Origin of the sequence: Bacillus sp. DU-106, assembly GCF_004799705.1 — a bacterium.
Taxonomy (GTDB): Bacteria; Bacillota; Bacilli; order Bacillales; family Bacillaceae_G; genus Bacillus_A; species Bacillus_A cereus.
The window spans coordinates 1,383,991-1,400,857 of record NZ_CP026607.1; the positions used below are offsets into that span (position 1 = coordinate 1,383,991).

Genomic DNA, 16,867 nt, shown 5'->3' on the forward strand with positions numbered 1-16,867 from the left:
GAGTTTTTTTAGGAGGCTTTTACTTCGTGAGATTCGGTTACTAATGGAACTTTTTTCGTACCGCTTAACCTAGCCGTTGCAAGACCAATAAGACCTCCTACTAATGCTGGTATTAGCCAGCCGATTCCTTCATTATATAAAGGGATAAATTCAAAATATGGTGTGATAAATGAAACTGAAATACCACCTTGTTTTAATCCATCAAATACGCTCACTACAGCTGCTCCAATTAAAGCACCTACATAAACAGAGCGATATCCACCGAAGTATTTATGAAGTAATGATAGTAGTACGAGTACAATCGCAATTGGATACACAACAAGTAGAATTGGAACAGAGATTGCGATAATTTTCGTTAAACCTAAGTTGGCAACTAGTAATCCTAATGCGCAAATGATACTCGCGAACGTTTTGTATGAAAATGTAGTCAATAATGTTGAAAAATATTGGCTGCACGCAGATACGAGTCCAACGCATGTCGTTAAACAAGCGAGTGTAACGATAAGAGATAATAGGAGCAAACCGTATGGACCGAATAATTGTTGTACGATAACAGTAAGTAGCTGTCCGCCATTTTTTGCATATCCGAGCGAGACGCTAGTTGCCCCAAGCCAGCCGAGTGCACCGTATACAAGTACGAGCCCTGTAGCGGCAATAAGCCCTGCTTTTGCTGTGGCGATGGCAATGGACTTACGATCATTCACACCTTTAGAGCGAATTGCATTTACAACGATAATTCCGAATGCAAGTGCTGAAATAGTGTCCATTGTTAAGTAGCCTTCCATAAAGCCTTTGAAGATTGGAGAAGTTTGATACTCTTGCATCGCTGGTCCTGATTGCCCAAGTGGTGTAAATACACTTTTAACAAATAATAAGAAAATAGAGAGTAATAAAATAGGTGTTAATACATTCCCAATACGATCAACAAGTTTAGATGGATTCAAACTCAGCCAAAATACGATAGTAAAGAAGATGATTGTATATACAAATAGCACTAGGCTGCTAGAGCGGATTGTTTCTGGCAAGAAAGAACTAACCCCCATTTCATAAGCGACATTTGCAACACGTGGGATGCCCATGGATGGACCGATGGCAATGTATACAACTACTGTAAAGAAAATTCCGAATAATGGATGGGCATGACTTGCAAGTTGCTGCATTCCATTTCCTGATAGAGAAATTGCGATAACAGTAAGTAGTGGTAAGCCAACTCCTGTTAGTAAAAATCCAATCATTGCTGGCCAAAAGTTTTCACCTGCGTTTTGCCCAAGCATGGGAGGGAAAATTAAATTACCTGCCCCAAAAAATAAAGAAAATAGCATAAGACCCGTGAAAAAAATATGTTTTTTTGATACAGTGTTCATTGTTTTTCCTCCTTTTTCATTCATTTGTAAGAACACAAAAAACTCGTCCCTAAAGAAAGGGACGAGTTATATTTACCCGCGATACCACCCTAATTTACACATGTAGAAATAAATCTATATGTATACGGCTTTGCAACGTACAACATGATACGTGTTCCTTGTAACGGGGGACGGCCGGTAAGAACTTACTGTAACATTCGGTTCTACTTCTCGGAGATGATTTTCGGTTACGCACTGAACGTTGGCTTTCAGCAAATCGCCAACTCTCTGGGGAACAGTTCTATAACGTACTCGTTCTCGTCAATGAATTTTTATTCAAGTATTCTGACAGTATTGTTGCATGTTTTTTTTAGAAAGTCAATATGTTTTTTGGAAGATATATTTATATATGGAAATATCGAAAGTGATATTCGTTGTTGCAAAAGGAATAATGAATTGTAAAATAGGAGTAAAAATTTGCGGAGAATTGTAAAATTTATAGAGAAAGTTGATATTTATAGGAGTAAAGAAGGGATTGTTTGAATTTACAGAGAATAATACAACAATCCACTTGCTGGAAAGAACAAACCAAAAGAGGTGACTGAAATGCTTGCGATGGGAGTATTATTTGGCATTATTGCTATAATTGGTTTTATGTGGTTATATTATTCGCGTTCGTTTAAACAAGCAGAAGTTTTACTCTTTCAAAAAGGTAGTTTATTGACAAATCAGTCTAGATATTTAGTATGTCCGAAGTGTGGAAGTGCACAGGCCAGAAGTGGAGGATATCAAGAGTGTTGTAAAATTAGATTATGAAAGAAAGGAAGCCTCACATTATTTTGTGAGGCTTCCTTCCTTACAACTTCATGGCGCTCCAAATTGTCCATCGATCTCTTTCAATAATAGGAGAGACGTTTTGTAATGCGGTCTGTATATGTTGTAGAAGTTGAGAAAGTTCATCATCTGTTAACTCATATAGAATGGATCGACCTGTTCGAGGAGATAAATCTTGCAATAATGCTTCTACAGAATCATGTATTTTTCGTATTTCCCATTGTGTTTGTGCGGGAAGTACATGAAGAGAATGTTTTTGTAATTCTGTCTGTATAGTGTTGGTTTTTGGACGTCTTTTTGACTCTATTTCAATAAGTTTTGGAAATAGAGAGAAAAAATATCCGCGAATGTGTTCGGGACTTCCTGGAATTGTACAATCTTCAATTGTTCGATCTTGTAAAATAAGTACACCGTTTTTATTTAATATACGAGAAGCTTCACGTAAAAATGTAGGAATGTCTTGTAAATGATGAATAACTGCACGCGAAATAACTATGTCGAATGTTTCATTAGGGTATGGGATATTATGTGCATCACCGTGGATGAATGAAATGTTTGAAAAGTTGTTACAATTTTCTTTTGCAGCTTGTAATATTTCTTTTGAAAAATCAAGTCCCACAACATTTTTGGCTCCCATAAGAGCGAGTTCTTTCGTATAAATCCCACCACCACAGCCGATATCAATTATTTGCTTGTTTTGTATTTCTGTAATGTTTTTTACCATTTCAGCCCAAGAAATATGAGCGTTTCTTGTTGCATATGTGTACTTATTATTTTCATCATGAAAATTAATGGACATGATAAAGACCTCCTTTCAATGATTAGTATAGCGTATTTAATAGGATGTCACGTTTTTGTTTTATGTATGAAGATTATAAGGATTTCTTATCGTAAGAGGAGGATTAATTTGAAAGGGAAATATGTATTGGTGTTGTTGTTTGTTATGTTACTAGCAGCTTGTGGTCAAGTTGAGCCGAAAAAAGAAACAAAAAAAGTAGAAGAGACGGTGAATGAAGTGAAAGAAACAATAGGGGTAACCGTTATACAAAAAAAACATAAAGAGAAAAAGTTGCAGGAATCAGAAGCGAAGTTAGTAATAGACATTTTGAATAAAGCTGAGAAACAAGAAATAACAGGAAGCTTCGGTGAACCTGAATATGAAATACAAATTAGTAGAGATGGGAAAAAAGAAACTTATTATGCATGGTTAAGAGGAGAAGATAGACGAGGATGGGTGCAATATAAGAAAGCTATGTATATGTTGAATGAAAAAGATACGGAAAAGCTTTTGGATATATTTCCAAATGTCTCAGAACAAAAAGAAGATGAGATGCAGGTAAGCCCTTTAACAGAAGTAACAAAAAAAGATTTACAGATTACCGCATTTCATATTAAAACAGGCGATCAAAACGTGAATTATACGGTACGGTATACGATTTCACAATCACTATACAATAAGTTAGTGAAGGAGCAAGAATATTATTTGCAACTCAATTTTCCAGAAAAAGTTCAAAAATTAATTGGAGCAAAAGAGAGTGAAATAATTTTAGGTGAAAAAGTAAAGGAAGGGTATAAGCAATATGAATTGCATGCTACTGTTCTGATAAAAAGCGCTTCACAATCACAATTAAAATCATTAGAAACATATTACGAAAATTATGATTTGAAAATATTAAACAGTGAAAAAGAAAAAATAGGTGTGTTTCAAAATATAATTCAGATTGTTAAAGATTATGGTGAAAAAATGAATTTTCAAAGATAAAGTGAGCCTTTAATTAGCCCTTACGGATTGGAATGAATGTAAACTCGTCAAATCTATATGGCCTTTCCTAGGAAATGATAATAGAGAGGGGAAAGCACCCCTCTCTATTACTTTGCTTTTGCAGATGGCTCATTCATTGATTTTCGTGTAATAAGAAAAGAAATCATAAGAGCGGAAAGGATGACAAGGGCAATAAATACGTGATTGGGCAACAAATCTAATAATAATACGTAACTAACGGTATAAAAAATAAGAGTTGAAGCTAAAAACGATAGAGCACCTATTATAAGAGATTGTAAATTCATTTGTGTACACCTCCTTTTATTTATATTTTTGGCTGAAAATGGATTATATAAACATTATTTCTAACAATAGAAAAAAATATGTCATAATAGAGAAAAGAACAAGCTTTGATGAATGAATATGATTCATTAATGAGAGATAAAGGAGAGGAATATGAAAAATAATAAAAAAGGATTATGGGGAATTATTGTTGCGGTAGGTCTATTTTTACTGTCTAAGTTAAAGTGGGTATTTGCAATTTTTAAATTAGCAAAGTTTTCAACGGTATTTAGTATGTTTCTATCGCTTGGCGCATACGCAGTTCTATATGGTTGGAAATTTGGAGTAGCGCTCATTTATTTGTTGTTTGTTCATGAAATGGGCCATTTATGGGCTGCGAAAAGAAAGGGGATCCCGACATCGCCAGCAATCTTTATTCCATTTATGGGGGCCCTTATTGGAATGAAAGAGATGCCGAAAAATGCGAAAGATGAAGCTTACATTGCCTATATGGGGCCGCTTTTCGGACTTCTGTCATTTTTACCGGCGATACCGCTTTATATAATGACGAAAGAGCCATTTTGGGCGCTTGTTATTTTGCTTGGAAGTATGATTAATTTCTTTAATTTAATTCCCGTTTCGCCGCTAGATGGTGGGAGAATTATTTCAGTTGTCAGTACTAAAATTTGGGGAGCAGGCCTTATTTTATTACTTGGCTATTCAATTTACTTTAAAAGTATTTTGGGAGGATTTATTGTTATTATCGGTTGTATGGAGTTATATAGAGTAATAAAGAGAGATGAGCCGATTAAGGAATTAGGGCATAAAATTGATGGGATGAAAGAATATGTTACTAGGCTTGAAGAGGAATTAAAAGAAACGGGTGCTGTACATCGGACTATATACGTGATGCATCATGAGATGAATGCATTAAGACAAAGAGAACGGGAAAAAGAGTTACAAATAGGTGAACTTCAAAAAATGGAAGTGTTAGAGTATCTTTTACCGAAGTTCGAACCGTTAGATTATGTTCCATATGAAGATGAAAAAGATGAGTATACAATTCACATAAGGGAAGCATTTGAAGCGTCAGAAAGAAAATTAAATGAATGGAAAACAGAAAAGGAACAACAAGAAAACTATTATAAAGTGGATGCGAAAACGAAATGGACAGTATTTGCTTGTTATATCGGATTAATGGTTATACTCGGTTACACAGCTTATGAAGGATATATTGTTTTACAAGAACATTTGCCAACGAGAAATGTATAGAAAAATATTGTCGAAATGATAGGAAGAATTAATACAGGAATTATATTTCTACGAGAGAATGTTACAAGTATAGTCATACGTTGCAATATTTTTAGTAGAGAAGGAGTTCTGTGTATGAAGAAATTGTTAAATGTATTAGGTATTATTATCGTGATGATCATTGCGAGTTATAGTCTTATGAAAGTGCTGTTACATTATGCGAATAAGCCTGCTGAGGTAAATACAATAGCTCAAATAGAAGATGTGCAAGAAGAGACAAAAGTGCTAGATTTTATTCGAATGACACATGAAAGCTATAATAATTTCTTAAATTATGGTAAAGCAGAGAATTATACAGACGGGGATTGGAATCAATTTAAGCAATGGTTTCAACAACAAGAACAATCTTTAAAAAATATACATACGGAAATAAAGAATGAAAAAATAAAACGCGATGTAAATAGAAGCTATGAAATTGTAAAACAAGGTGTGGAACTTCAAAATATTGAGTATGTAGTGTATGCCCACCGTGTATATCATGACTTGGATATTATCGTAAATAAATATAGAGGTGAAACGAATATCTGGGGGTATACGGAGTTTGGCGATGGGAAAGATATAAAAGTAATCGAACAAGCTATACAAACAAAATAATAAGCTAGCTAGAATTCTAGTTAGCTTATTTTCTTTTGTAAATGCAATGTTCATATATTATTCACAAAAACACCGTGTTAATAGTGATTAAAATCACAATCTGCATTATAAGATTCAGTTAAACTAAAAACAGTTAAGGAAATAGAGGAGTGGGATACAATGTTAAGTGCAAAAACAATTGAAATCGTAAAGTCAACAGTACCATTATTACAAGAAAAAGGTGTTGAAATTACAACGAGATTCTATCAAATTTTATTTTCGGAACATCCGGAATTGTTGAATATTTTCAACCATACGAATCAGAAAAAGGGAAGACAACAACAAGCGTTAGCGAATGCTGTTTATGCAGCTGCAACGTACATTGATAATTTAGAAGCAATTATTCCAGTTGTAAAACAAATTGGTCATAAGCATAGAAGTTTAGGGATTAAAGCTGAGCATTATCCGATTGTAGGTACATGTTTACTACGTGCCATTAAAGAGGTCGCAGGTGCACCAGATGAAGTTTTAAATGCATGGGGAGAAGCATATGGTGTAATTGCTGATGCATTCATTAGCATTGAAGCAGAGATGTATGAAGAAGCTGCACATAAAGAAGGTGGATGGAAAGACTTCCGCAACTTTGTGATTGTAAAAAAAGTGAAGGAAAGCGATGTTATTACGTCATTTTATTTGAAACCTGAAGATGGAGGGAAAGTTTCTTCATTCATCCCAGGTCAATATGTAACGATTCAAATCAATATTGAAGGTGAGACATATACACATAATCGTCAATACAGTTTATCCGATGCTCCTGGGAAAGAATATTATCGTATTAGTGTAAAAAAAGAAAAAGGTGTAGATACACCAGATGGTAAAGTGTCTAATTACTTACATGAACATGTAAAAGAAGGAGATGTTTTACCAGTAAGTGCACCAGCGGGAGATTTCGTGTTAAATATGGATTCAACATTACCAGTTGTACTAATTAGTGGTGGAGTAGGGATTACACCGATGATGAGTATGTTAAATACGTTAATTGAACAAGATTCAAAACGTAATGTATATTTTGTTCATGCAGCAATAAATAGTAATACACATGCAATGAAAGAACACGTTAAGGCAGTAGAAAATGAATATGAACAAGTTAAAGCATATACTTGTTATTCTGCACCGACTGAAAAAGATTTAGAAATGAAGAACTTTGATAAAGAAGGTTTCATTGAAAGTGAATGGTTAAAAACTATTATTCCGACAACTGAAGCAGAGTTCTATTTCTGTGGTCCAGTAGCATTTATGAAGCATATAAATGCTGCACTAACTGATTTAAGTGTGAAACAAGAGCATATTCATTATGAATTTTTCGGCCCAGCAACAAGCTTACAATAAGCAAAAAAACGAGGTATTTATTTTACCTCGTTTTTTATTTGTTCTCGTAATAAACGGTTTACTGTTTCACGGCGTATACCTATCAGTTGGCCAATTTCGGTTTGTGTTAATATTTCATATATAGGAATGTCACCTAAATATAGGGTGAACCATTCTTGTAAACGATGAAGACGTTCTTTCGGGGAGACGGTTGTCAATTGATCAATTCGTTGTTGCATCATTCTTAATTTAGATTGTAATTGCATAGCAATGTTAGCATACGATTCGGGATTTGCTTGAAGTCTCTCATACCATTCACTACTAGTGATCGGTTCCACTTCTGTTTTTATTAAAGCGATAGCTGTACCGTGATATTCTTTCGGTGAAATTAAAGAATGATGAGGTATCGTTTCACCTGGAACGATAATGTTGAATAAAAATGGTGTTCCGTTTTCTTCTAGCCGAACTACTTTTAATAAGCCTGTTTTTATAAAGTATAAAGGACCGTCCTCGCCTTGACGGAATAGTACATCTCCTTTGTGTAGAATCAATGTTAGCCCCCCATTAATATGTTTCTATTTCTTCTATTTTAGCGTATATGTATATAGACAATATGCTATTTCAACAGCAATTTCATTGACGAAATGTATGCTATTACAGTAGTATACTATTTAGTGTGTAATAGTACTAGCAATGAATACGCTGTAGGGGGTTTAGTATATTGTTAGATGCGATGAGAATGACGGATATGAGAATTCCGGCGAATGCTATCATTCATGTAGAAGAGATGAAAGGTGGAGTCGTTTTATCCGTTGAAGTAGACGGCCAAATTATTTATACGATGGCTTATGATGAAGAAACAGATAGTTATGCTGAATTATATGATCGAAAGGATAAGAGGGCGTGCCAAGTACATGAAGACTTCATGGGATGGTCACTTCTTCACTAAAAAAGATGTCAATATGACATCTTTTTTTATTAAATCGATAGAATATACAAAGAAATGAAATATAAGGATAAAATTTGTAATAATTGATTTTGCATTGTTAGCACTCTGTAACTGCAAGTGAACTATTTTTTCGCTATCATAAAGATAACAGTCGCAGTTATAGGAGTGGTCAACTTGAAGAAAGTACATATTTCAAATTATATGTTATTATGTGTTTGTTTAATTTTATTTGTTCTCCTCGGAGGATTTTTATATTCATGTGTATAAGAAAAACGCATTCTAAAAAGAATACGTTATAAAAGGGAAATAATGATTAATCTAGTTCCAAGAATAATTAACGTAATACGCAATAAATTAATTACGGCGTTACCACTTAGTTTTGTATTAATGTAAGCCCCGATTTTTCCGCCAATCCATGCACCCGGAATCAGGATTAATGCATAAATCCAGCTGACATTTCCAAGTGAGATGTGAGTTGCAGAACTTACAATTGCTGATAGAAATACGATGAACATTGAAGTTGCTACTGCAATATGTGCTGGGAATGCAAAAAGAAGCATCATTGCTGGAACAAGTAAGGCACCGCCACCAATTCCAAATAATCCAGATATAAACCCAACTATAAAAGCGATAAAGATAGCAAGAAACGGTGGGAATTGGTAGTGTACAGTATTTCCATCATTATCTGTAAAAGAACGCTTAATTACAGACGTATTTGAGAGGGAAAGAGGTTTTAATTTGTCTCGAAGCATAAGTAGAATTGAGACGAATATAAGGAAAATCCCAAAGTATAAAGAAAATGTGTCTTGGTTTAAAAATTTATTTGCCCATGATCCGATAATACCACCAGGGCCGCTTCCGATAAATAAAATAAGTCCACTTTTATAATCTACTCGCTTATGCTTCATGTAAGTAAGGGTGGAAGATAGTCCTGTGAAAACGACTGTTACCATAGAAGTCCCTACTGCAAGTTGTGGTGATAAACTGTGTAATCCAATTAATAACGGAACAATAATAATTCCGCCTCCAAGCCCAACTAGGCTGCCGATTGTTCCGGCGATTAGTCCGATGAAAAGTAACATGATGTATTCCAAAATTGCCAACTCCTCTAAATAACTTATCCATCAATTATTATACACGCTTTTTAATGAGAAATAGGCTTGTTCACAAAAAAGTCGTCTTCCTAGAAAAATAAGGAAGACGACTTTTGATTAGAAAACAAAATGTAATAGGTAGTAAAACAGAGCAGCTAAAGAAGCTGAAATAGGAAGTGTAATAACCCATGTAATTAACATACGTTTTGCAGTTCCCCATTTTACCCCTTTCACACGGTGAGAAGCACCAACCCCTAAAATAGAAGAAGAGATAACGTGCGTCGTACTAACCGGTAAGTGAATGAATGTTGCACCGAAAATAACAAGTGATGATGATAAATCGGCAGCTACACCATTTACAGGACGAATTTTCATAATTTGTCCACCGACAGTTTTAATAATTTTCCATCCACCGACAGAAGTACCAAGCCCCATTGCGATAGCACAAGATAATTGTACCCAGAACGGGATATCGCTAGAAGTATGATAGTTATTAGCCATAAGAGCCATCGTAATGATTCCCATTGCTTTTTGTGCATCATTCGTACCGTGTGTGTAGGCTTGTAATGCTGCAGTGAAAATCTGGAATATACGGAAGTTCTTATTCGTTTTTGTTAAGTTAAAGTTTTTAAATACTACTTTAAAAATACTGTATACGATATAACCAATAACGAAAGCGATAATCGGTGAAATGATTAAAGCTTCAATAATTTTAATAAATCCTTTAAGATTTAGCGAGCTAATCCCAGCGGCCGCAATTGCTGCACCTGCGATTGAGCCGATAATTGCATGCGAAGAACTACTTGGAATACCGTAGTACCAAGTAATTAAGTTCCAAGCTATCGCCGCAAGCAAAGCAGCTAAAATTACAAGAGAACCATTTTGTAAGGCGAATGGATCAACGATATCTTTTGTAATCGTTTTTGCTACACCTGTAAATGTCATTGCGCCTAAAAAGTTCATAATAGCCGCCATAATAATGGCATGTCTAGGCTTTAGAGCTTTCGTTGAAACAGCCGTTGCAATAGCGTTTGCTGTATCGTGAAATCCATTGATAAAGTCAAAAGCTAAAGCGCAAATGACTACTAAAACGGTCAGTATCAAGAGTGTATCCATGATCAAACTCCTTACGCGTTCTTCATAATAATTGTTTCTAATACGTTTGCAACGCTTTGACAGCTATCAGCTACTTCTTCAAGCTCTTCGTAAATCTCTTTAAATTGAATAATCTTAATCGGATCTTTTTCACGAGAGAATAAGTTCTTAATCGCATGACGGCGAATATCATCACACTGTGATTCATAATCCTTAATTTTAATCGCATTTGTACGAATGTCGACTAATTTTTTGTTAGACATTAATTCAACAGAGTTTGCAATCTCAATCGCACATTGATTAATTGCTTCTACGAATTTAATCATGTATTCATCAGCTTCTGTAATAGAATACATTTCGAACAGACCAGCACTGTGATCTAATCCGTCTAATACATCATCCATACTCATCGCAAGTTGTAGGATGTCCTCACGCTCAATCGGAGTGATAAACGCTTTGTTTAACTCCATAATGATTTCGTGAATAAATGAGTCACCTTTTGACTCATACTCTTTCATGCGCATAGAAAACTCTTTTAAATCGCTAGCATTTTTAATTTTATACTCCACGAAAAACTGCGCGCCTTCTTTTAAATTTTCGGAAACATTCATTAACATTTCAGAAAATTTATCTTTTTTTGATTTAAAGACCATTATTGTTACCCCCACAAAAGTAATATATGTAAAATATATTGGCTAATCAATTCTAACAAAAAACTGTCGTTTTTTAAAACATTTTATCGAAAAGTTTACAAAAACTTAACATAACTCTCGTTGTTCTATTAATAATATTAATATCCAATAGTGAATATCTTACTTGTAGAATGTCCTTTTCTTGCAAAAAGTATGAATGCAAAAGAAAAGCTTTACACTATAGGAATGACTACGTTATTATAATAAATTTAAAAGGCGGTATATTCTTCCTTTTAAAAAGAAGAGTGTAAATAAATGAAGGAAGTGAACGAATGAAATTGAAGAACACTCATTTTAAAAAAATGCTTGAGTGGTTCAATAAGAGGAAGAAACTTCGTAATTCATTAATTGTATTGGGAAGTGTATTCGTTACTCTATTTATTGCTGTAAATATAATAATTTCCATTCAAGACATATCTGAATTAAAACAAGCTGTTCCACAACCGACTTTAATTTATGATGCAAATAATGAGGTCGCAACTAAATTAGCTTCTTCGAAAACAGAAGGCGTTAAAAGAAAAGATATTCCTGATATTATGGTTCAGGCAATTGTTGCAGTAGAAGATAAGGAATTTTTTAACCATCATGGTATTTATTATAGTGGAATTATAAGTGCGGTTTTTAAAAATATTACAGCAGGAGAAGTTGTAGCAGGGGGAAGTACAATAACACAACAACTTGCGAAAAATGTATTTCTGACACAAGACCGCACATACTCCCGAAAAATAAAGGAATATTTTTTAACGAAAAAAATAGAGCGCACGTATACGAAAGATGAAATCATTGAAATGTATATGAACCAAATTTATTTTGGTGAAGGTGCTTGGGGTATAAAAAGGGCAGCTAAATCTTATTTTGATAAAGATGTAAAAGATTTAACAATTTCAGAAGCTGCAACGATTGCGGGCTTGATTAAAGCACCATCTGCGTATTCACCTTATAAAAACTTTAACAAGTCAATTGAAAGACGTAATGTCGTATTAAGTTTAATGAAAGAGCAAGGGTATATTTCTGACGAACAGTATAATAAAGAAAAAGAGAGCGGACTTGTGTTAAAACGTGGCGTTGATGATAAATACAAGGGAAAATACTCTCAATATGTAGACTATATTGTTAGAGAGGCGATGGAAAAGTACGAATTAACACAAAATGAAATTTTAGCGGGTGGTTATCGTATTTATACAGAGCTTGACCCGAAAAAACAACAGGCTGTAGAAGACGTTGTGAATAATGATAGTTATTTCAAAGATAGTGGCTCAGACCAACTTATGCAAACGGGTGTAGTTCTTATGAATCCAAAAACAGGTGGTGTACCAGCTCTAGTTGGAGGCAGAGGGCCGTATCAGTTTTTACAGTTTAACCATGCAACCCAATTAAAAAGACAACCTGGCTCAACGTTAAAGCCTTTGGCTGTATATGTACCAGCGTTAGAACAAGGATATGAAGTATACGATATATTAAAAGATGAACCATTTAACATTAAAGAATATAAACCACAAAATAGCGATCATACTTTTCACGGTGATGTGACAATGTATGAAGCTGTGGCAAAGTCGTACAATGTTTCAGCTGTGTGGCTATTAGAACAAATTGGATTAGATAAAGGATTGAAATCTTTAGAGCGATTTGGTATCCCATTAGTGCCAGAAGATCGTACGTATCCGATTGCTTTAGGCGGTATGCATGTGGGGACATCTCCATTTGTAATGGCTCAAGCATACAGTACATTTGCAAATGATGGAGTCCAAGTGGAAGCTCATGCAATTAGGGAGGTACAAAATGCTGAAGGTGAAACGCTTGGAAAGTGGTATAAGAAAGAGACACGAGTGACGAGCGAGAAAATTTCTCAAAAGATGACATATTTATTAAAAGGTGTTGTCGAAAAGGGAACGGGCGAAAAGGCGAAAGTTAATAATGTTGATACGGCAGGTAAGACAGGAACTACTCAAATTGTAAATGGCCCGAGCACCGGTGCAAAGGATTCATGGTTTGTTGGATACACGCCAGATTTGGTAGGTGCGATTTGGGTAGGATATGATAAAACAGATAGCGATCATTATGTTCCGGGTGGTAGTCAAATTACGACGACAATGTTCCGGGATATTATGAAAAAAGCAAACGCAAATCCAGCTCAAAAAGCATTCCAGTTATCGCTCATATCTGAGGCTGATTATAAAAAACAATTGACTACAATAGAAGAGGAAAAACGAAGAAAAGAAGAAGAGAAGAGAAGGAAAGAAGAGGAACAACAACGAAAACAAGAGCAACAAGAGTGGCTTGATAAAGTGAAAGAATGGATTCCTTCATTTTGGTAAAAGAAAGAGGCGAATAAAAAAATTCGCCTCTTTTTTGTATGAAAACAAAATAAAATTTTAATCGGTAGAGATTTTTGTCTATCTTAATTAGCTATTAATCCATATCCGTTGAGATACATGATATTACTCATTAAGTACAATATTCGTACTGCCAAAGGATTCGGAATCGTATGTGACGATTATTTTGCCTTTACTAATAGGTTCGTAAGGCAATTCTTCTTCGTAATTACCATTATTTTCATTGTGGATAGAAAGTGTAATTTCATCGATTTTTTTATTTGTATACTGATCTTTAATCGTTTCAGCAATTTGGAGTAACGCCTCGGAACTAGAAGCTTTCGTAATAAGCATTCCTTTTATAACTTTTTTTTCATTATTTGTTGCATTGGAATAAGGGATGTTGCTTTGTTTTGTATACAAAAGTTTGTATGGAACAGTTTTTCTCTCTGCTTTTGATATAGTGGAATATTTTAGAGTTAAAAAAAATCCTACACATAAAATAATGCATACCATAAGAGCAAACCAAATGCGTATTAGTGACATAACTCTCATTTTCATCCCTCTTTCATATCTTTGACTTCATTATTTATCATACAAAAAGAGGATTAAGATAGAGTAAATTTGAGGTAAAGAAACGTAAAGAAGGAGCACTTATCCTCCCAAATAAGTGCTCCTTTCTATATAAAGAGAGATTTAATGCACGGTTAAACGATACATATTATTATAAATATATTTTTCAAGTGAAAATTAGTAAATTCGGAATACAGATAGTGTTGCAGTTGTATCGCCCGTGTTTGGAATAGAAATAGTGTTTGCTGTAGGTTGTACAGAAATTGTTGTACCAGCTTGTAAAGTAACGATTGTAGAGAACGATACAGCACTACCGATAACGTTAGTTGAGAAATTACGAGTAGGTGGTTGGCCGTTGAATGAAATACCGAATCCAAACGGTGAAGATCCTGGGAAAGTTGTAGATGCTGAGAAACTAATATCATATACGCCTGTTTCTAAAACTGTTAGAGTATCTGTAGTGTCATTGAAATCGATATTATTTATTTCGAAAACTTGGTTAAATTGGATATTCATTCCAGGCGATATTGTTTGAGCATTGGAGTTTCCGATTGCTGCGATCGTTACAGGAATTGGCGTACCCGCTGGTCCAGTAGCGCCAGTAGCACCAGTAGCGCCTGTTGCTCCTCCACCTCCAAGACAACCTGATCCGTATTGAACTAGGATAGTTTGGATCTCTGTTATGAGTCTAACTAGTTTGTCGATCGTACAACAATCTACTTTGAATAACTTAGCGATATACAATAAATAATTAAGCAAGCTTTGTAGCTCAACGTACAATGCTCCGCACGAGAAAGGTGTTGTTCTTAAAATAGTTAATAGATTAGCAATAATAGAATTTCCAATTTGTTTTTGTGCTGGAGATAAATCTAAGCAATTGAGGAATTTTTGTAAGTTATTTAGGGCAGCGATCAAGTTATTGATATTATTTTGAGAAGGGTTTTGAAAGACAGCTTGAATAGCTTGGCCAAGAGCTTGAAGAAGTCTAACGAATTCTGTAAGTTCGGACTTAGAGATGTTAATGTGACTGCAAGTTCTGACTTCACAACAATCATTACCATAAAATACTTTTCCTTTATTTTTATTGTTCATCTTTTCATTCTTTTCTTTCATAGAATCATTAGTCATTACTATATATTAAAATGAAATTTATACTAAATTCGTGATGGACAAACTACCATTTCTAAAAAAATAAGAAATTGGCCCACCTAGAAAGAAATAAGTAAGATATAGAGAAAGGTTTATATAATGTAAAGAAGAAAAGTGCAACATAAAAAACTACATGCTAATTGTTGGGAGTGTTTAACAATTGGCATGTAGTTCGTGCATTAGTCCTTTATTTACATTGATTTAATTTTTCAAGGGTTGTTTTAGGTAAGATTGGAATAGAAATAGTGAAAGTTGTACCGTTTGAAGCACTAGTCATTTTGAGCGTGCCGTTATGATTTTGGATGATTTTTTTTGTTACTGACAAGCCTAGTCCTGTTCCCGAATCCTTCGTTGAGAAGAATGGATCAAAGATATATTCTTGAATAGCTGGAGGAATACCAATTCCATTATCTGTGAAAGTAATCCGAACGAAGTTATCAAGGCGATAACTAGTAATTTGAATAGAAAGAGGTTTGTCGCCTTGAGCATCGACGGCATTTTGAAATAGATTTAAAAACACTTGAACAAGTTCATGTCGATCAATATTGACTAAAATATCATCTAATTCATTAGAGAAGTTATAATCAATTGAAATATTATGCAAGGAAACTTCACTAACTAGTAACTGTTGAATATACTCACGTAAAAATGTATTAATGGGAAAGGGTTCTCTTTTAAATTCACGTGTTTTTGAAAGAGATAAAAATTTTGTAATGATACTATTTGCTCGATCTAATTCAGGAATAAGTAAATTTTTAAATAGTTCTTTATTAGATGGAGAAACACTTTCTTGTAAAAATTGTAAGTATCCTCGTACTGTTGTAAGAGGATTTCGTACTTCGTGTGCAATTCCAGCTGCGATTCGCCCTGCTAACGAAAACTTCTCTGCATCACGTTCTGTATTTAAATAATGAAAGACACTAATAACTCTAAAAATCTCCCCGTTATAATCACGAATAATTCGGTTATTTATAATGCCATAGTTTTTGTCTAAAACTTCTTCATTATATATTTCTGTTCCCGTTTTTAATGTTTCAATCGCTTTAATTTTTTCTTCCGGCAAGTTTAGTAATTGTTGAATCGGTTTTCCGATAATATCATTTCGTATTACACCGAAATCATCTGCAGCAACTTGATTACATAAAGTAATATTCCCTTTATTATCGACAAAAGTTACATGATGTGAAAAGGCATCAAAAATATGTACAAAGTGTTTTTCGAGTTGTTCAAATAAAAATAATGAATCACAAGTAAGTTGAAAATGAGCCTCTTTATTCTCTTTTGGTATTTCTTGAATGGAATGGGTTGTTCTAGTTTTCTTTATTCGTAAACCAATATGTGGATTTTTGTATGTGAAATGATGTGGTAATTGATTCACAAGTTCTTCATAAAAACGTACTTTATTTTCTAGTTCTTCAATTCGTTTTTCATGAGATACAGTAGCATCGTTTGGAAGCATAAATAAATAACCCCTCATTTTAAAAATTCTTCCATATAGTATATCATATTTTTATAAGGATACTCTTAAAG

Annotated in this window: 17 protein-coding genes and 1 other annotated feature; of the genes, 7 read left to right on the top strand and 10 right to left on the bottom strand. The window is 34.2% G+C overall.

Annotated features, from left to right (window positions below; translation table 11 throughout):
• Positions 1–8: 8 nt before the first annotated feature.
• Positions 9–1,364 (bottom strand): branched-chain amino acid transport system II carrier protein BrnQ3, encoded by a 1,356-nt coding sequence (gene brnQ3, locus C3Y97_RS07180; RefSeq protein ID WP_001099135.1) that lies wholly within the window; start codon positions 1,362–1,364, stop codon positions 9–11.
• Positions 1,365–1,418: 54 nt separating this feature from the next.
• Positions 1,419–1,677, bottom strand: a binding site (T-box leader).
• 272 nt (positions 1,678–1,949) lie between these two features.
• Here brnQ3 and C3Y97_RS07185 point away from each other — a divergent pair.
• The gene (locus C3Y97_RS07185) at positions 1,950–2,159 is read left to right on the top strand and encodes a hypothetical protein (protein WP_000880630.1); all 210 of its coding nucleotides are present in this window, start codon (positions 1,950–1,952) and stop codon (positions 2,157–2,159) included.
• 40 nt (positions 2,160–2,199) lie between these two features.
• On the opposite strand, the gene C3Y97_RS07190 is transcribed toward C3Y97_RS07185, so the two are convergent.
• On the bottom strand, positions 2,200–2,976 hold the full coding sequence (locus C3Y97_RS07190) for a class I SAM-dependent methyltransferase (RefSeq protein WP_000026281.1): 777 nt from the start codon (positions 2,974–2,976) through the stop codon (positions 2,200–2,202).
• A 108-nt stretch (positions 2,977–3,084) separates the two neighbouring features.
• Between C3Y97_RS07190 and C3Y97_RS07195 the strand changes: the two genes are divergently transcribed.
• The gene (locus C3Y97_RS07195; RefSeq protein WP_000677061.1) at positions 3,085–3,939 is read left to right on the top strand and encodes a YhfM domain-containing protein; all 855 of its coding nucleotides are present in this window, start codon (positions 3,085–3,087) and stop codon (positions 3,937–3,939) included.
• Positions 3,940–4,046: 107 nt separating this feature from the next.
• On the opposite strand, the gene C3Y97_RS07200 is transcribed toward C3Y97_RS07195, so the two are convergent.
• On the bottom strand, positions 4,047–4,244 hold the full coding sequence (locus C3Y97_RS07200; RefSeq protein ID WP_001053356.1) for a hypothetical protein: 198 nt from the start codon (positions 4,242–4,244) through the stop codon (positions 4,047–4,049).
• A 151-nt stretch (positions 4,245–4,395) separates the two neighbouring features.
• Between C3Y97_RS07200 and C3Y97_RS07205 the strand changes: the two genes are divergently transcribed.
• From C3Y97_RS07205 to hmpA, 3 genes are all read left to right on the top strand, one after another.
• Positions 4,396–5,493, top strand: a complete 1,098-nt coding sequence (locus tag C3Y97_RS07205; protein ID WP_000794503.1) for a site-2 protease family protein — start codon at positions 4,396–4,398, stop codon at positions 5,491–5,493.
• Positions 5,494–5,607: 114 nt separating this feature from the next.
• Complete coding sequence (locus tag C3Y97_RS07210; protein ID WP_136363232.1) at positions 5,608–6,126, top strand: hypothetical protein; 519 nt, start codon at positions 5,608–5,610, stop codon at positions 6,124–6,126.
• Between the two features lie 159 nt (positions 6,127–6,285).
• On the top strand, positions 6,286–7,494 hold the full coding sequence (hmpA, locus tag C3Y97_RS07215) for an NO-inducible flavohemoprotein (protein WP_000947334.1): 1,209 nt from the start codon (positions 6,286–6,288) through the stop codon (positions 7,492–7,494).
• A 17-nt stretch (positions 7,495–7,511) separates the two neighbouring features.
• On the opposite strand, the gene C3Y97_RS07220 is transcribed toward hmpA, so the two are convergent.
• On the bottom strand, positions 7,512–8,024 hold the full coding sequence (locus C3Y97_RS07220; RefSeq protein WP_000600589.1) for a Crp/Fnr family transcriptional regulator: 513 nt from the start codon (positions 8,022–8,024) through the stop codon (positions 7,512–7,514).
• Between the two features lie 170 nt (positions 8,025–8,194).
• Between C3Y97_RS07220 and C3Y97_RS07225 the strand changes: the two genes are divergently transcribed.
• Positions 8,195–8,422: a hypothetical protein gene (locus C3Y97_RS07225; RefSeq protein WP_000883008.1), complete on the top strand. Its 228-nt coding sequence runs from the start codon at positions 8,195–8,197 to the stop codon at positions 8,420–8,422.
• Between the two features lie 293 nt (positions 8,423–8,715).
• On the opposite strand, the gene C3Y97_RS07230 is transcribed toward C3Y97_RS07225, so the two are convergent.
• From C3Y97_RS07230 to C3Y97_RS07240, 3 genes are all read right to left on the bottom strand, one after another.
• On the bottom strand, positions 8,716–9,516 hold the full coding sequence (locus C3Y97_RS07230) for a sulfite exporter TauE/SafE family protein (protein ID WP_000455748.1): 801 nt from the start codon (positions 9,514–9,516) through the stop codon (positions 8,716–8,718).
• Positions 9,517–9,633: 117 nt separating this feature from the next.
• Complete coding sequence (locus tag C3Y97_RS07235) at positions 9,634–10,632, bottom strand: inorganic phosphate transporter (RefSeq protein WP_000380272.1); 999 nt, start codon at positions 10,630–10,632, stop codon at positions 9,634–9,636.
• An 11-nt stretch (positions 10,633–10,643) separates the two neighbouring features.
• Positions 10,644–11,264 (bottom strand): DUF47 domain-containing protein, encoded by a 621-nt coding sequence (locus C3Y97_RS07240; protein WP_000231449.1) that lies wholly within the window; start codon positions 11,262–11,264, stop codon positions 10,644–10,646.
• Between the two features lie 311 nt (positions 11,265–11,575).
• Here C3Y97_RS07240 and C3Y97_RS07245 point away from each other — a divergent pair, with 311 nt between their 5' ends.
• Positions 11,576–13,618, top strand: coding sequence for a transglycosylase domain-containing protein (locus C3Y97_RS07245; protein WP_000769242.1), 2,043 nt, complete (start codon positions 11,576–11,578; stop codon positions 13,616–13,618).
• A gap of 123 nt (positions 13,619–13,741) precedes the next feature.
• Here C3Y97_RS07245 and C3Y97_RS07250 read toward each other — a convergent pair whose 3' ends face one another.
• The 3 genes from C3Y97_RS07250 to C3Y97_RS07260 all read right to left on the bottom strand — a co-directional run bounded on the left by C3Y97_RS07250 (position 13,742) and on the right by C3Y97_RS07260 (position 16,796).
• Positions 13,742–14,170 (bottom strand): hypothetical protein, encoded by a 429-nt coding sequence (locus C3Y97_RS07250; protein ID WP_001265569.1) that lies wholly within the window; start codon positions 14,168–14,170, stop codon positions 13,742–13,744.
• A 195-nt stretch (positions 14,171–14,365) separates the two neighbouring features.
• Complete coding sequence (locus C3Y97_RS07255; protein WP_136363731.1) at positions 14,366–15,280, bottom strand: Gly-Xaa-Xaa repeat protein; 915 nt, start codon at positions 15,278–15,280, stop codon at positions 14,366–14,368.
• Positions 15,281–15,524: 244 nt separating this feature from the next.
• The gene (locus tag C3Y97_RS07260) at positions 15,525–16,796 is read right to left on the bottom strand and encodes an ATP-binding protein (protein WP_071741182.1); all 1,272 of its coding nucleotides are present in this window, start codon (positions 16,794–16,796) and stop codon (positions 15,525–15,527) included.
• Positions 16,797–16,867 lie beyond the last annotated feature (71 nt).